16 protein-coding genes are annotated in these 14,886 nt (G+C 68.3%); 7 read left to right on the forward strand and 9 right to left on the reverse strand.

Annotated elements, in window-relative coordinates:
* Window positions 1-263 precede the first annotated feature (263 nt).
* Window positions 264-560 (forward strand): hypothetical protein, encoded by a 297-nt coding sequence (locus tag HZS55_RS00470; RefSeq protein ID WP_179909811.1) that lies wholly within the window; start codon window positions 264-266, stop codon window positions 558-560.
* 732 nt (window positions 561-1,292) lie between these two features.
* Here the strand turns inward: HZS55_RS00470 and HZS55_RS00475 are convergent.
* Window positions 1,293-2,345: an NOG1 family protein gene (locus HZS55_RS00475; protein WP_179909812.1), complete on the reverse strand. Its 1,053-nt coding sequence runs from the start codon at window positions 2,343-2,345 to the stop codon at window positions 1,293-1,295.
* A 198-nt stretch (window positions 2,346-2,543) separates the two neighbouring features.
* On the opposite strand from HZS55_RS00475, the gene HZS55_RS00480 reads away from it, so the two are divergent.
* Both HZS55_RS00480 and HZS55_RS00485 read left to right on the forward strand, forming a co-directional pair.
* Entirely contained in the window at window positions 2,544-2,909 is a 366-nt protein-coding gene (locus tag HZS55_RS00480) for a DUF5518 domain-containing protein (protein ID WP_179909813.1), read from the forward strand.
* 48 nt (window positions 2,910-2,957) lie between these two features.
* Window positions 2,958-3,272 carry an ASCH domain-containing protein gene (locus HZS55_RS00485; RefSeq protein WP_179909814.1) on the forward strand — a complete coding sequence of 105 codons (315 nt, stop codon included), beginning with the start codon at window positions 2,958-2,960 and terminating at the stop codon, window positions 3,270-3,272.
* Window positions 3,273-3,467: 195 nt separating this feature from the next.
* Here HZS55_RS00485 and hisE read toward each other — a convergent pair whose 3' ends face one another.
* The 3 genes from hisE to pdxT all read right to left on the reverse strand — a co-directional run bounded on the left by hisE (window position 3,468) and on the right by pdxT (window position 4,991).
* Window positions 3,468-3,755: a phosphoribosyl-ATP diphosphatase gene (hisE, locus tag HZS55_RS00490; RefSeq protein ID WP_179909815.1), complete on the reverse strand. Its 288-nt coding sequence runs from the start codon at window positions 3,753-3,755 to the stop codon at window positions 3,468-3,470.
* Window positions 3,756-3,843: 88 nt separating this feature from the next.
* Window positions 3,844-4,161 carry an SHOCT domain-containing protein gene (locus tag HZS55_RS00495; RefSeq protein ID WP_179909816.1) on the reverse strand — a complete coding sequence of 106 codons (318 nt, stop codon included), beginning with the start codon at window positions 4,159-4,161 and terminating at the stop codon, window positions 3,844-3,846.
* Between the two features lie 218 nt (window positions 4,162-4,379).
* On the reverse strand, window positions 4,380-4,991 hold the full coding sequence (gene pdxT / locus HZS55_RS00500) for a pyridoxal 5'-phosphate synthase glutaminase subunit PdxT (RefSeq protein ID WP_179909817.1): 612 nt from the start codon (window positions 4,989-4,991) through the stop codon (window positions 4,380-4,382).
* 358 nt (window positions 4,992-5,349) lie between these two features.
* On the opposite strand from pdxT, the gene HZS55_RS00505 reads away from it, so the two are divergent.
* The gene (locus HZS55_RS00505; protein WP_179909818.1) at window positions 5,350-6,363 is read left to right on the forward strand and encodes a PrsW family intramembrane metalloprotease; all 1,014 of its coding nucleotides are present in this window, start codon (window positions 5,350-5,352) and stop codon (window positions 6,361-6,363) included.
* A gap of 3 nt (window positions 6,364-6,366) precedes the next feature.
* On the opposite strand, the gene HZS55_RS00510 is transcribed toward HZS55_RS00505, so the two are convergent.
* Complete coding sequence (locus HZS55_RS00510; protein ID WP_179909819.1) at window positions 6,367-7,644, reverse strand: outer membrane protein assembly factor BamB family protein; 1,278 nt, start codon at window positions 7,642-7,644, stop codon at window positions 6,367-6,369.
* A 240-nt stretch (window positions 7,645-7,884) separates the two neighbouring features.
* Window positions 7,885-8,595: a riboflavin synthase gene (locus HZS55_RS00515; RefSeq protein WP_179909820.1), complete on the reverse strand. Its 711-nt coding sequence runs from the start codon at window positions 8,593-8,595 to the stop codon at window positions 7,885-7,887.
* Window positions 8,596-8,720: 125 nt separating this feature from the next.
* On the opposite strand from HZS55_RS00515, the gene HZS55_RS00520 reads away from it, so the two are divergent.
* Window positions 8,721-8,969 carry a DUF7533 family protein gene (locus HZS55_RS00520; protein WP_179909821.1) on the forward strand — a complete coding sequence of 83 codons (249 nt, stop codon included), beginning with the start codon at window positions 8,721-8,723 and terminating at the stop codon, window positions 8,967-8,969.
* 49 nt (window positions 8,970-9,018) lie between these two features.
* Window positions 9,019-10,929: a flippase activity-associated protein Agl23 gene (locus tag HZS55_RS00525; protein ID WP_179909822.1), complete on the forward strand. Its 1,911-nt coding sequence runs from the start codon at window positions 9,019-9,021 to the stop codon at window positions 10,927-10,929.
* Window positions 10,930-10,941: 12 nt separating this feature from the next.
* Here the strand turns inward: HZS55_RS00525 and HZS55_RS00530 are convergent, their stop codons facing one another.
* The 3 genes from HZS55_RS00530 to HZS55_RS00540 form a co-directional block, all read right to left on the reverse strand.
* Window positions 10,942-11,847 carry a ketopantoate reductase family protein gene (locus HZS55_RS00530; protein ID WP_179909823.1) on the reverse strand — a complete coding sequence of 302 codons (906 nt, stop codon included), beginning with the start codon at window positions 11,845-11,847 and terminating at the stop codon, window positions 10,942-10,944.
* A 7-nt stretch (window positions 11,848-11,854) separates the two neighbouring features.
* Window positions 11,855-12,175, reverse strand: a complete 321-nt coding sequence (locus HZS55_RS00535) for a DUF7130 family rubredoxin-like protein (RefSeq protein WP_179909824.1) — start codon at window positions 12,173-12,175, stop codon at window positions 11,855-11,857.
* Window positions 12,176-12,278: 103 nt separating this feature from the next.
* Complete coding sequence (locus tag HZS55_RS00540; protein WP_179909825.1) at window positions 12,279-13,130, reverse strand: alpha/beta fold hydrolase; 852 nt, start codon at window positions 13,128-13,130, stop codon at window positions 12,279-12,281.
* A 364-nt stretch (window positions 13,131-13,494) separates the two neighbouring features.
* On the opposite strand from HZS55_RS00540, the gene serS reads away from it, so the two are divergent.
* Window positions 13,495-14,877, forward strand: coding sequence for a serine--tRNA ligase (serS, locus tag HZS55_RS00545; RefSeq protein WP_179909826.1), 1,383 nt, complete (start codon window positions 13,495-13,497; stop codon window positions 14,875-14,877).
* Window positions 14,878-14,886 lie beyond the last annotated feature (9 nt).

Genomic DNA, 14,886 nt, shown 5'->3' on the forward strand with positions numbered 1-14,886 from the left:
GCCTCGGGCACCCATCCCACCCGCTGACGGTTCCGTTCTCCCGTCACCGGCCTCCCCGGTGACGTTCGTTCACTCCGAAGAGGTTCTACATTAGCTCACATACCCGTTCTTCGCTCCCTCGATTCGCTCAGTACAGCGACTCTATCCGACAGTTATCCGTCAACAACGAGTCACCATTGTGTTCTATCTACAGAGTTGATTAGGATTGGACAACTGAATGAAAAACGAGGGCGTTTTTATTGTCGAGTTGTTACCAGTTCGTAATGCAGCCCTTACCACTATTGAACGAGAACAAACTCGATCTCATGGTGTCCTACTCACTCAGTAGTGGAGAGGAGATGAGTGTGGCCGTAGTAAACGCCTTCCACGCGGCTAACGTCGATGTCTTCGAAAAACCGACACAGCTGAACGATTGGGTCAACGCTGACATGTTCAAGTCCGTCCAGTGGACCTCTGACCGCCCGCTGTATCTGAGTACACGGATCTGGGGCTATAGAGTCGTCATTACCTCCGAAGAGGTGCGAATCTACACCACCATGGATCTCAATCAGCGTCTGTGAGTTGAATCCGTTCTCTACTGTGGGTAATCGTCTTTGAGCTCGTAGACCGAGATTCGATTGTCTTGCCACATTCAGGACATTCGTAGTCGAGATAGGTGGGGTGGTCGTGAACAATCCAGTCCCCGTTAATACGATTGGTGTGGTCACAGTTTGGACAGTAGAGCGTTGCCTTGTGAGACGGCTGACGCTCGGCGTGGTTCTTGGAGGGAGTCATTTTCATGCCTACGACCCAGATATGGATAAGGGCGTCCCTCTCTATCTCTGTACACAATCAGTGATGTCCCTCCACAAAAGACGAATTCACCACCTTGGTTGGTCAAAGCGCGGTGCAAGATACGCACGCAGACGCAACGTTCAGTGCAGGGCATGAAGTTATCATTGCGACAGTGACCTCATCTATGCACCAGATTTAAAACCATGACTGTGGAACCTAGAGGTGACGTTTCGTCTTGGAGGGCCGAAGCGTCAGCGGGGACAAATTCAGAGCGGGAATTCGGCTGATATTTTCAGCCAATTCCTTTGTTCGACAACTCTTGTTGGAGAGAGCTGATTTTATCGATTCATTCGCAGACGCACTGAGGAGAAGAATCATCCGCGCCAGTCCCGAAAACAACGACCCAGCGAACAGTTCGATGGCACTTCTCACGCCGATAACCGCGGCTGGCGGTCTGCGAACGCCGAGACCAGCGACGCGGTCCCGGCGGCGGGAACCCGCGACGGGTAGCTCCGCCGTCAGGACCCGTCGTAGGGCAGTTCCGGCTCGTAGTCGATCGCGGCGATGACCGCGTCGAGGACGCCTTCGACGTTCTCGTCCTCGGTGACGCTCATGTACAGGTCGGCCTCCACGTCCCGCGAGCGGTCGGCCTTGTTGCAGACCGTGAGGACGGGCACGTCGAAGCGGGCTTCGAGGTCGTCGCGAAGCGCCAGCTGCGTGTCGAGGGGGTAGCCACACTCCCCGCTGGCGTCGACGAGCACGAGCACGCCGTCGGCGAGGTGTTCGAGCGCGCTGGCGGCCTGGGACTCCACGTCGTTGCGCTCCTCGGGCGCTCGGTCGAGCAGGCCCGGCGTGTCGACGATCTGGTAGCGGATGTGGCCGTGGCTGGCGGGCGTCGCCCGCTCGCTGTTGGCGGCCAGGTCCGCCCCGTCGAAGTGGCCCACGCGGATTTCCGTCGTCGTGAACGGATACGAGGCGGTCTCGTTGCGGGCGTTGGTGACCGCGTTGACGAAGGTGGACTTGCCGACGTTGGGGTAGCCGGCGACGACGACGGTCGGCTCGTCGGGGCGGATGTCGGGCAGGGTCTTCAGGTCGTCGCGGGCGGCGCCGACCGCGGCGAGGTCGTCCTCGACCTCCTCGACCACGTCCGCGATGCGGGCGAACGCCTGCTTGCGGATCTTCGTCGCGGTGTCGATGTCGCTGCTGGCGAGGCGCTCGGCGTACTCGCGGCGGATGTCGGCGGTCTTGCGGCTCGCCCAGCCGACCTCCGAGAGGTGCTGGCGGACGGCGTCGATGCCGCCGATATCGGGGGCGTCCTCGCCGGTGGTGTTCGACGCCATGATGGCGTCGGCGAGTTCGTAGTAAAACGGGTCGAGATCGTCGAAGTCGGGCCAGCCGGTGACGACGTTCTCCAGGTTGTCGGACGCGATATTCGAAGCGGTCTGGAGCATCGACTGCTGGGCGTCGAGGCCGTCCTTGGCCCGCCCCGCGCGTGCGGCCCGCGAGAACGCCTTGTCCACCAGCTCCTCGGCGGTCGGCGTCGTCTGCAGGTCCTCGAACGGTTGGCTCATTGGGGCTCGATACACGGCCGGCGCGTAAAAGGCCGTTTACTCGCGGACGCCCGTGCGAGTCCGCCACAGCCCGCGAGCGGACCGACGCCGTCGGTCGCGGTCCGCGGTCGCCCTCGGTCGCGGTCCCGCGGTCGTTGTCGTCGCTCGCCCTGCGAACCCCGGCGGATCGCATATCAACGCCGGCCCCCTACCTCACCTATGACCGACTGGAGCGCCGTCGTCTGGGGATTCGCAGCCGGTATCGTCGCGGGACTCGTCGCCTTCCTCGTCCCGGTGGTCGGCCACATCGGGGCCGGACTGATCGCGGGGTTCGTCGCCGGCTACCTCGCCGGCGGCGGCCTCGGTAACGGGCTCTGGCACGGCCTCCTCGCCGGCGCCTTCGGCGGGCTCGTGCTCGTCCTCGTCACCGCCCCCATCGCCGGCCTGCTCGGCGGCGTCCTCGGCGGCCCCATCGGCGGCCTGTTCGGCGGGCTCAGCGTCGTCGTCGTCGGCCTCGTCATCGCGTTCGTCTTCGCCCTCGACAGCGCCGTCGGCGGCGCCATCGGCGCGGTGCTGGCCGACTGAGCCGCCCGCGGAAGTCACCCTTTTGCCGATCCCGCCCCGAGGGTCGGCATGGCCGAGATCGACGCCGGCGAAGTCCTGCCCAACGAGCACGTCCAGAGCATGGCAGCCGCCGGCCGCGTCACCCAGATGCACCGCGGGCACAGGTACGCCGACGAGGGCGACACCTTCGAGATCGAGGGGACCACCTTCGAGGTGACCGACGTGACCCGCCGCACGCTCGGCGACCTCACCGACGAGGACGCCCAGCGGGAGGGGTCGGAGGACCTCGAAGCGTATCGGGAGCGACTGAACCGCGTCCACGACACCTTCGAGTGGGACGACGACAGCGAGGTCGTCCGCCATCGGTTCGAGCCGCGGGAGTAGTTTTCCGATCCCGGCACGCCGTCGATACGGAGTGGATCGGCGACACTCCTGCCGCGGGAACTACCGGCGAGAACAGCGTGAAAGCCCCGACCGTGTCTGCGGCCGCGGCGGGTGTGTTCGCGGTGGAAACGGTCGCAGTATCGGTGCCGTCGGCTGTGCGGGTAGTCGATCGGTGAACGACCGCGTTCGCGACTCCTATCTCCGTTCGGCCAGTTCGTCGCGCAGGTCGTCGAGATCCATGTCCTTCATGGCGAGCAGGACGAGCAGGTGGTAGACGATGTCGGCGGACTCGTGGGCGATCTCCTCGCGGTCGTCGTCCTTGGCCGCCAGCAGCAACTCCGTGGTCTCCTCGCCGAGCTTCTCCAGCACGGCGTTCTCGCCCTTCTCGTGGGTGAACAGCGAGGCGGTGTAGGAGTCGTCCGGTAGCTCGGCCTTCCGGTCCTCGATGACGGCGAACACCTCGTCGAGCACGTCGTCGGTCATTACCCGGGCTGTCGACGCGCTCCGGTAAGTCCCCTCGGGTTCGCGCTCGGGAGCGGTCGCGACTGACGACCGCGAGGCCGACGGCCGCTCACCGCCGGTCGCGCTCGGCGAGCCGGATCCGACGTTCTTCGAAGGCCTCGTCGTCGATCTCGCCGCGGGCGTAGCGCCGTTCGAGGGTCGTCATCGGGTCGACCCCGTCGGTCGCGTCGGCCGGTGCCGTCCCGACCGGGCCGTCGACCCGCGTCGCGAGCAGGTACACGGCGACGGCGAACAGCGCGACCGAGAGGACCACCCACAGCAGTCCCCAGGGGATCCCGAGTCCCATCCAGCCGCCGGCTCCCATCGCTCCGCCGTTCGGCCCGTGGTGCGGTCCGTGCTGGAGCAGGTGTGTCGTCGTATCGATCATCGTGTTACCCTCGTGTGAACGGAGGCGCTCCGGAGATAAACCACCGGCCGGGATTGTCACAACCTGAGAACGGTGACGTGGTCCCGCTCGCTTATCCGAGGTCGCTCCCTGTGGTCGCGACCGCGCTGCTCACGGCTCGCTTCGCTCACCGTTCGCCCTTCGAGGACTCCCTTCGGTCGTCCTCGCCCTGCTCGCGGGTCGTTACACTCCCCGCTCGCTTATCCGAGGTCGCTCCCTGTGGTCGCGACCTCGCTCTGAAAAAACGCCAGGTCGTGAATCCGCGCGTCGTCGGTCAACTCCGGATGGAACGAAGTCGCCACCACGGGGCCGTCGCGGACGGCGACGGCGCGGCCGTCCCACTCGGCCAGCACCTCCACGTCGCCGACCGAATCGATGACGGGCGCGCGGATGAACACGGCGGGGAACGGCTCGTCGAGGCCCGTCACGTCCAGCGGCGCCTCGAAGCTGTCGGCCTGGCGGCCGAAGGCGTTGCGCTCGACGGTCACGTCCACGAGGCCGAGCGAGTCCACGCGGTCGTCGTTGGGGTCGGTCGAGGCGACGATGAGGCCGGCACAGGTCGCCAACACGGGCTTGCCGTCGGCGACGTGGGCCTCGATTTCGGAGGCGATCCCCTCGCGGTGGAGGTGTCGGGAGATGGCCGTCGACTCGCCGCCCGGCAACAGGAGGATGTCGCAGTCGGGGACGACGCCGGAGTGACGGATCTCGACGACTTCGGCCTCGTCGCCGTGGCTGGCGGCGGCTCGTCGGATGGCGTCGGCGTGTTCGCTCACGTCGCCCTGCACGGCGACGACGCCCGCCCTGATGGTCATACCACCTCTATCGAACGTGCGGCGAAAAACCTCTCGCTCTCCGCAGGCGTTGCGCGCTGGCGATTCAGGTCGGGGCCGGACGGCGCGCCCGATTCAGTCGTCGGCCGACTCCTCGGCCGTCGGCTCTTCCTCTGTGTCCTCGCCCGGCGGGGCCGAGTAGAGCATCCCGCGGCTGGAACTGACTCGTGTCATCGCCTGCCACTCCCAGATTCGCACTGATAACCGTACCCCTCAATGGCGTATGGTGTGTTAGACTACACCTAGAGAATATAAGGTCGCAATGGGGCGAGGGGCACAGCGCCGGTTCACCGGTCGGTAGGGCCAAACTGTTAGGGGTAGCGAGGCCGACAGTCGACCCATGTCAGAGAGCCGGGACCCGGTCGAGGCGCGCGCCGACGGCGAGCGCGACCTATACGAGGTGTCGACGTGGGAGCCGCGGTCACTGCTGGACAAGCTGTCGGTGTTCGTGTACGGGACCGGCGTGTCGGCGCTGCGGCTGTTCGTCGTGGTGTTGGCGCTGGTCATCCTCGGTGCGCAGGTGGTCCTCGGCGGCCTCGGGGCGCTCGCGGACCCGATCGTCGGGACCTTCACGCTGCTGTCGGCGGTGCCGGCGCTGGGCCTGGCGGCGTACGTCTGGTACGCCGACGTGACCAGCTCCGAGCCGCTGGAGCTGCTCGTCGGGACGTTCCTGCTGGGCGTGCTGTTCGCCGGCTTCGCAGGCGTGGTGAACACGGTCGTCAGCGTCTCGCTGGAGAGCCTGGGGCTGCTGTTCTGGGGCACCCAGATCCTCTACTTCTTCCTCGTCGTCGGGCCGGTCGAAGAGACCGTCAAGCTGTTGGCTGTCCGGCTGTACGCCTACCGCAAACCCGAGTTCGACGCGGTCGTCGACGGCGCGGTCTACGGCGCGATGGCGGGGCTCGGCTTCGCGACCATCGAGAACGCCATCTACATCGCCGGCCAGACCGAGGGCATCGCCGACACCTTCAACCTCGTCGTGACCGGGACCGGCATCACGGCCGTCCGCGCACTCGCGGGGCCGGGCCACGTCATCTACTCCGCGTTCGCCGGCTACTACCTCGGCCTGGCGAAGTTCAACCGCGACCGGGCCGGCCCCATCGTCGTCAAGGGACTGCTGATCGCCACGCTCGTCCACGCGCTGTACAACACGCTGTCGGGCTTCCTCCCCGGCCTCGTCGCTGGCGTCACCGGGATCCCGTGGTTCGTCGCCTTCTTCGGGTTCATCATCCTCTACGACGGGATCTTCGGACTCCTGCTGATCCGGAAGATCTCCCGGTACCGGAAAGCCTACCACGAGGCCACCGACGAGGCGCCGGACGGCGAGCGGGCCGACATGACGGAATTCGACGGCTGAGTGTCACTCGCCGTCGGTCGTCGAGCGGCGACGCCCCAGCAGATACCCGGTCCCCGCCAGAGCGGCCAGTGCGCCGCCGGCGCCGAATCCCGGACCGACGACGGGGACCGCGCCCCCGTCGTCGCGCTCTATCGCTTCGGCCTGTTTGTTCGCCCACGAGTCGTGGTGGCCCAGCGTGCCCAGGCGCACCCGGGAGCCGTCGCTCGACCCGTCGACACCGGCGTCCAGCGCGTACACGTGGCCGTCGCTGCCCCCGACGAAGAGCGTGCCGTCGACCACCGTCGGCCCTCCCCGTATTTTGTCGTCGATTCTGAACCGCCAGGCCTCCTCGCCGGTCTCCGCGTCGACCGCGTACACGTGTTCGTCGTAACTTCCGAAGAAGACGGTGTCGTCCGCCACCGTCGGCGCCGAGTTGACGCTCTCCCCGGTTTCGAAGCTCCACGCTTTCTCGCCGGTCTCCGCGTCGATCGCGTAGAGGCTGTCGTCGCTACTCCCGACGTAGACGGTGCCGTCCGCGACCGTCGGCGACGAGAAGATCTCGTCCCCGGTGCCGTAGAACCACTCCGCTTCACCTGTCTCCGCGTCCACGGCGTGCAGGGCGGTATTCTGACTCCCGATGAAGACGGTGCCGTCCGCGACCGTCGGCGACGAGGCCGTGGTTTCCCCGAGGGTCTCGAAGGTCCACAGCTCCTCGCCGGTCTCCGCGTCCAGGGCGTACAGTCTACCGTCATCGTTGCCGACGAACAGCCGCCCGTCGACCACCGTCGGGGACGAACTACCGGATCTGTCGCCCGTCTCGACCTCCCACTCCTCCTCGCCCGTCGCCGCGTCCAGGGCGACGACGCGCTCGTGGCTGTTCGCGGCGAAGACGGTGCCGTCCGCGACCGTCGGCGCCGAGTCGAACGTCCACTCGACTTTGGTGCTCCACACCTCCTCGCCGGTCTCCGCGTCCAGCGCGGACACCTCGGCGTCGCCCGCTCCGACGAAGACGAGCCCACTGGCCACCGTCGGAGTGGACTGGAGTACGTTCCCGATCTTGTTCTTCCACTCCTGTTCGCCGGTCGCCGCGTCGATGGCGTACAGCCAGCCGTCGCCGTCGGTGACGAAGACGGTCCCGTCCACGATCGTCGGGCTCGTATAGATCGTGTCGCCGGTTTCGAAGTGCCAGACCAGTCGGTCGTCGGCCTGCTGCGCCGCGGCCGGCCGCCCCAGCGCGCCCGCCGCGGCCCCGGCGGCCGTCGTCTTCAGCAGGTGCCGGCGAGTGAGCGACGGTCCGGTCACGCGTCGCTCCCCGTCCGGTCTCTCCGTATCTCGCGACTATCGACCGCACAAGTGTTGACACACATGTTGTCCTGTCTGTAACTCCTGGGAGTCGATCCACCGGGAGCACAGGGAAGCGCCGGTAATGAAATCTTCGACAGGCAGACACGAACACCGGTTCACGCGGCGCTTTTCGGGAGTTCGGTGGGACCACAACGGGTTCGAGGGGGCGGCTCGCCACGCTCGGGACGGGCCGCCCGGCTACCGGTACTCCCCGAGGGCCTCGCGCACGGCAGCCACGTCGGCGCCGGCCTCGGCGTCCCGGTCGGCCATCCCGAGCATCCGCTCGACGTACTTGGCGAACACGTCCACCTCGACGTGGACGCGGTCGCCGGGTTCCTTCGCCGAGAGCGTCGTCTCGTGGTAGGTCGTCGGGATGATCGCCACCGAGAACGTCCCGCCGGCGTCGTCGAGCGTAGCGACGGTCAGGCTGATCCCGTCCAGCGCGACCGACCCTTTCTCGACGACGTACTGTTCGAGTCCTGCGGGGAGTTCGAAGGTGTACGCCCAGTCACCGTCGGACGACGCGTCGCCCGACGAGGTCCCACTCGCTCCGCTCGCGGGACCCTCGCCCACCCGCTCGATGTCGACGATCTCCGTGGTGCCGTCGACGTGGCCCTGGACGACGTGGCCGTCGAAGCGCTCGTCGGCGGCCAGCGCCCGTTCGAGGTTGACTTCCTGCCCCTCGCTCGCCGAGTCGAAGGTCGTCCGTTCGAGGGTCTCGGCGGCCAGGAACACCGAGAGCCACTCCCCGTCGGCGTGCTCCTCGACGGTGAGACACGCCCCGTCGACGCTGACGCTCTGGCCGCCCGTCAGGTCCTCGAACGTCGTCGCGATCCGGAGCCGCCGACCGGCGTCGCTGTCCTCTACCTCAACGATCTCGCCCGTCTCCTCGACGATACCGGTGAACATACCCGAGGCTTGGGACGATCGTCGCAAAAGAGTTACCGTTCCCGAATGTGTGATGTTCCACTCCGATTTCGCCTCGGGCGCTCGGAGACGGGGGGCTTTTGCCGGTCGGGGCGGTACCGGGGTGCATGGCGCGGAGTATCCTCGGGATGGTCGGGCTGGGGACGACGCTGGTGTTCGCGATCCCGGTCGCGCTGCTGGGACTGGAGTTCCTGCTGGCCCGGGGCCAGACGACCGTCGGCGGGGGCCTGCTCGTCGTCGCCGCGCTGATGGTCGCCATCGAGGAGTACGTCACGACGCCGGACGACCTGGCCGGCGAGGCCGTCGACAAGACGGTCGGCGCGGTCGCGAAGTCGTCCGACGACGACGAGGAGTGACCCGTTAGAGATCCAAGCGTTGAAATCGTGAGGGGGCGACACGGCGGACATGAGCCGCTCCGATCCCGAGTCCGACGCCGCCGGGTCCGGCGACACGGGGGAGTCCGCTGGACCCGAGACAGGCGTCGACGGTGACTCGGCCGACCCCGCCGACGAACCCACAGCGAGCGACCGAGACCCGCCGGACCCCACCGGATCGACCGGCCGGTTCGACGGCATCGACCGGACGACCCGCTGGGTCCTCGCCGTCGTCGCCGGCGGTCTGCTCGCTCGCCTCGCCCTCCTCGGCGCGCGCGTCGCCCACTACGACGAGGGGCGAGTGGCCTGGTGGTCGAGTTACTTCCTCGAGACCGGCCAGTTCGAGTACCGCTACATCATCCACGGCCCGCTCGTCCAGCACGTCAACAAGTTCCTCTTCGACGCGCTGGGCGCCAACGACTTCACCATGCGGCTGTTCGTGGCGCTCGTCGGTGCCTTCCTCCCGCTCGCGGCGCTCCTGTTCCGCGAGCACCTCGACGGCGACGAGGTGATCGGGACCGCCTTCTTCCTCGCCTTTAGCCCGCTGCTGCTGTACTACTCCCGTTTCTTCCGGAGCACGCTGCTGGCCACGGCGTTCGCGTTCGTCGCCTTCGGTCTGCTCGTGCGCGCTTACGACGAGTACTCGGTGTGGTACGTCTACGGGGCCGTCGTCTTCGTCGCGCTGGCGTTCACCGCAAAGGAGAACGCCGCGGTGTACCTGCTCGTGTGGCTCGGCGCGAGCGCCCTGCTGCTCGACCAGGCGCTGTTCCGGACCGGCGGCGACCGCTCGGGCTTCGAGTGGGCGCGCGAGCGTCTCGACGCTCGCACCCGACCGCTCGGGGACTACGTCGCCGACTTCCTGTGGCACGGCGCGGTCGCGGTCGTCCTGTTCCTGGCGGTCACGCTGTACTTCTACGCCCCGCGGTCGCCGGGCACCGAGGCCGTCGGCTTCTGGCAGGCGGTCACCAACCCGACGCTGTTCCCCGATCTCTTCGACCGGACGCTCGACGACGTGGTCGAGGGGTACAGCTACTGGTTCGGCGGGACGACCGACGCCGGCTGCCGCAAGGAGAACGTCGTCGACGCCTACCTCTGCTTCCTCGGGCAGGAGGTCCACGCGATGGCCCAGTCGGCGCTGGCGCTCACCCTGATGGCCGTCGTCGGCTTCCTCGCCGAGCGGTGGGGTCGCGTCCGCTCGCGCGGCGTCGTCCTCTTCTGTGCCTACTGGGGCTTCGTCTCCGTCGTCGGCTACCCGCTCGGGACCGACATCGCCAACGCCTGGATCGCCGTCAACGCGCTCGTCCCGCTGGCGATCCCCGCCGGCGTCGGCATCGCGCTGGTCGTCGACCGCGCCCGCGACTCCGTCCACACCGGTTCGGTCAGGTTCGGCATCACCGCGTTCGCCCTCGTGTTGATCGCCGGCTACATGGCCGGCTCCGCGGGCTGGTTCGTCTACATGAACGACACCAGCGACGGGAACGAACTCGTCCAGTACGCCCAGCCGGCCGACGACTTCCGCCCGTCGATGGCGGTGCTGGAGGACCACGCCGCCGACCACCAGGGTCCCGACGTGCTCTTCGTCGGAAACAGTTACGTCCGCAACACCCCGCGGGACGGCGGGATCGAACCACGCTGTTCCAGCATCAGCGAGACGCTCCCCTTACAGTGGTACGTCGACGCCTACGGCGCCACCGGCGACTGCATTCAGGACGAGGGAATCGCCGTTCAGCGACTCCAGGACGGCGATATCGATCCACTGGTCGTCATCGCGCCGAACTCCCTGGAAGAGGACCTGGCGCCCGGGCTGGAGGGGTACGACGCCGACACCTACCGTCTGCGGGTCTACGGCAGCGAGACGGTCTTCTTCAGCGACCGGACGCCCGACCAGTCGAGCGGGAACGCGAGCGCCGTCGAACCGCGGGCGCTCGCCGTCGGCAACTGACCGGCTCCCCGATCACCCCTCCTCGTCCTCCCGAAGGCCGCGCTCGCGCTCCCAGCCCCGGACCAGTGCCGTCAGCGTCTCGTTGGCCGGCACCGCCGCCTCGGCCCGGTCGACGACCGCGCCGTTGATCGCGTCGACCTCCGTCCGCCCGCCGGCGTCGACGTCCTGCAGCATCGACGACCGGTTTGCGCTCGTCGCCGCCGCCACGCGCTCGACCGCCTCGACCGCGGCGTCGTCGGACAGGTCGATCCCCCGCTCGCGCGCGACGCGCGCGGCTTCCCTCGCCGCGCGGCGAGCCGGCTCGCCCGCCGGCCCGTCGACCAGCGCGCCGTTCTCGACGCGCGCGAGCGCGGTCACCGCGTTGATCCCCGCGTTGACGGCCAGCTTCTCCCAGCACCGTCGGGGCATGTCGGCGGCGACGGTCGTCTCGACGCCGGCCGCGCGCATGGCCGGTCCCACGCGGTCGGCGACCGGCGACTCCCCACCGTCGGGCGGGCCCAGCGCCACCTCGCCGCGGCCGGTACACTCGACGGCGCCCGGTTCGGTCAGGCGCGCGCCGTAGGTGCAGGTGCCCGCGAGCACCGGCGCGTCGAGCGCCTCGGCCAGCACCGCCTCGTTGCCCAGCCCGTTCTGGACGGAGAGGACCGCGTCGAGGTCGGCGCCACCGAGCGCCTCGGCGGCGGCCGGCGTGTCGAAGGCCTTCACGGCGACGAGGGCCAGGTCGAACCGCTCGGCGGGTACCGTCGTCGTCGCCGCCGGCGCGACGCGCGCCGAGACCTCGCCGGCGATCCGGAGCCCCTCGGCGCGGACCCGCTCGACGTGGGGGTCGCGACCGACCAGCGTCACGTCGTGGGCGCGCGCGAGCAGTCCCCCGAGGAGGCTCCCGAGGCTACCGGCGCCGAAGACGAGGGCGCGCACGGCCGCCTCAGTCCTCGGCCCAGTAGTAGATGCTCTCGCGCTCGGCGCCGCAGGCGGGGCAGGTCTCGGGGATCTCCTCGATGTCGCCCATCTCACCGCAGTCCCAGCAGCGCCACATCAGCTCGGCCTCGCCGCTGTCGGCGGTGGTCGAGAGGTGTTGGCCCATGCCGGCGATCCCCTCCTCGGTCGTCACGTAGAAGCCGTGCTCGTCGAACCCGCGAACGGTCCCCAGTCGGTTCCCCTCGTCGTCGAAGACCGCCTGGCCGAATCCCAGATCGGTCTCTCTGTCTGGTTCGCTCACACGTGAACCGACGCCCGACCCGCGCATAAATGTGGGTGTCGACCTCGACGAGGGTACCCGGTTCGTTCCGCGAACCCGCCGTGCCGGCGGGGAGTCCCTCGCGGCCCTGGGGTCCGCCGCAGTCGCGCCGTCAGCCCGCCGCGGCGTCGAGGATCGCGCCGCGGTTGTCCACGTACGTCGAGTAGTGAGCGCCGTCGCCGAGGTAGAGGTCGGCGGCGGGGAGCAGGTCGCCGAACGTCCGCGCGAGGTCGGGACCGACCGTCGCGTCGGCACGACCGTGCCAGAGGTCAACCTCGTGGGGACAGCCGCGGGCGTCGAACCCCCAGTCGTCGCCCACCAGCGGCAGGTCGTGGGCCGGCCCCCGGGAGCCGTTGCGGAACGCCTCGGCGCCGTCGGCGAACAGCGTCTCGCCCGCCGGGCCGTCGAAGACCGCTCGGTCCTCGGGCGGTGACCCGACTTTCAGCGCCGTGCGGAACTGCGGCCAGGCGTTGTCGGCCAGCCACGCCGAGGAGGCGAACGCCGCCTGGGAGAAGCCCGGCACGAACCGCGTCGCCGACAGCACCGCCTCGTTGAACGGGTCCGCTCGGTCCCGCGTCTCTGGCGGCGTCACCGTACTCACCAGCGACACCCCCCGAACGCGCTCGGGCACCGCGTGGGCGCAGGCCATCGCGTGCGGGCCGCCGCCGGAGAAGCCCGTCACGCCGAAGCGGTCGACGCCCAGCGAGTCGGCCAGCGCGCACACGTCGGTCGGCCAGTCGAGCAGCCGGCGGTCGCGCTGGAACTCGGAGGCGCCGAAGCCCGGTCTATCGGGGGCGACGAGGCGGATCCCCCGTTCGGCGGCCGCGTCGTCGCACAGCGACCACATCAGCCGCGACCCGATGACGCCGTGGAAGGCGAAGACGGGCGTCCCCGCGGGGTCGCCGTACTCGGCGTAGGCGAGCGTTCGGCCGTCCGGAAGTTCCATCGTCGACGGCTCGTTCATGTGTTCGTACCTACGTCTCTGCGCACAAACGGATGTCGCTCCGAGATGTACCGGTTGTTACTGCGAATCCCCCGACCGCGAACTCGACCACGGCCGTGAACAGCGTGAAAGCCCCCGCTCGCTCAATGAAAGGGGCGACCCGTTCGACGACGGCCGACGAAGCAAGCACTGGAACGAGCGGAGCGAGTGAAGCGCACAGCGAGTCGCCCGAGTCGAACGGGTCGGGGCTTTCACGCTGTTCTGCGGTCCAGTTCGATCGGGCGTCGCAGTAGCGTGTGCCGTGTCGACTTCTCTCACATCCCCGATCGTCACGTATTCACATCGGACCGACACGCCTACTTCCCTCCATCGAGAACCGCCGACCATGCTAAGCAGGCAGTTCGTTCGGGAGAACCCCGAACGGGTCCGCGACGCCATCGAGCGCAAGGGCGTCACGGGCGTCGACCTGGACGAGATCCTCGAGATCGACGAGGAGTGGCGCGAACTCAAGTCCCGCGGCGACGGCCTCCGCCACGAGCGCAACGAGGTCTCCTCGACCATCGGCGAACTCAAACAGGAGGGCAACGAGGAGGAAGCCCAGGAAGCCATCGAGCGCTCCCAGGAGCTCAAAGACGAACTGCAGGAGGTCGAGGACCGGGCGGACGAGCTGCAGGCGGAACTGGAGGAGCGCCTTCTGGAGATCCCGAACGTCCCCCACGACTCGGTCCCCACGGGCGAAGACGAGAGCGACAATATCGAGCGCTACCGCGAGGGGTTCGACGACCTGCGGGTCGACCCGGACGACGTGACCCCGCACTACGACCTGGGCGAGGACCTCGACGTCCTCGACTTCGAGCGCGGCGCGAAGGTGTCGGGCGGCGGCTTCCAGTTCGTCAAGGGCGACGGCGCGAAACTGGAGCGGGCGCTGATCCAGTTCTTCCTCGACGTCCACGAGGAGCAGGACTACGTCGAGGTCGCGCCGCCGATCCCCGTCAACTCGGCGTCGATGCGCGGGACCGGCCAGCTCCCCAAGTTCGCCGAGGACGCCTACCGCGTGGAAGCCCGCCAGGAGGACGACTACGACGACGACGACCTGTGGCTGCTCCCCACCGCCGAGGTACCGGTCACGAACATGTACCGCGACGAGATCCTGCTCGACGACGACCTCCCGCTGAAGCACCAGGCCTTCTCCCCCAATTTCCGCCGCGAGGCCGGCGAGCACGGCACCGAGACGCGGGGCTACGTCCGCGTCCACCAGTTCAACAAGGTCGAACTCGTCAACTTCGTCCGCCCGGAGGAGAGCTACGACCGGCTGGAGGGGCTGCTCGGCGAAGCCGAGGAAGTCCTCCGGCGGCTCGGCCTTCCCTACCGGGTGCTGGACATGTGTACCGGCGACATGGGCTTCACCCAGGCCAAGAAGTACGACATCGAGGTGTGGGCGCCCGGCGACGACATGGAGGGCGGTCCCGACGTGGGCGGTCGCTGGCTCGAAGTATCGTCCGTCTCGAACTTCGAGGACTTCCAGGCCCGGCGTGCGGGCCTGCGGTATCGGCCCGAGCGCCACGAGTCGGCGGAGTACCTCCACACGCTCAACGGGAGCGGCGTGGCGGTCCCGCGAGTCATGGTCGCGATCATGGAGTACTACCAGAACGACGACGGCACCGTCACCGTCCCCGAGGCGCTACGGCCGTACATGAACGGCCAGGAACTCATCGAGGGCCACGAACCCGTCGGCGAGAGCGCCGTCGGGGCCGGCGAGAAGGAGTGACCGAGGGAC

It is taken from the genome of Halosimplex rubrum (assembly GCF_013415885.1).
Lineage (GTDB): Archaea > Halobacteriota > Halobacteria > Halobacteriales > Haloarculaceae > Halosimplex > Halosimplex rubrum.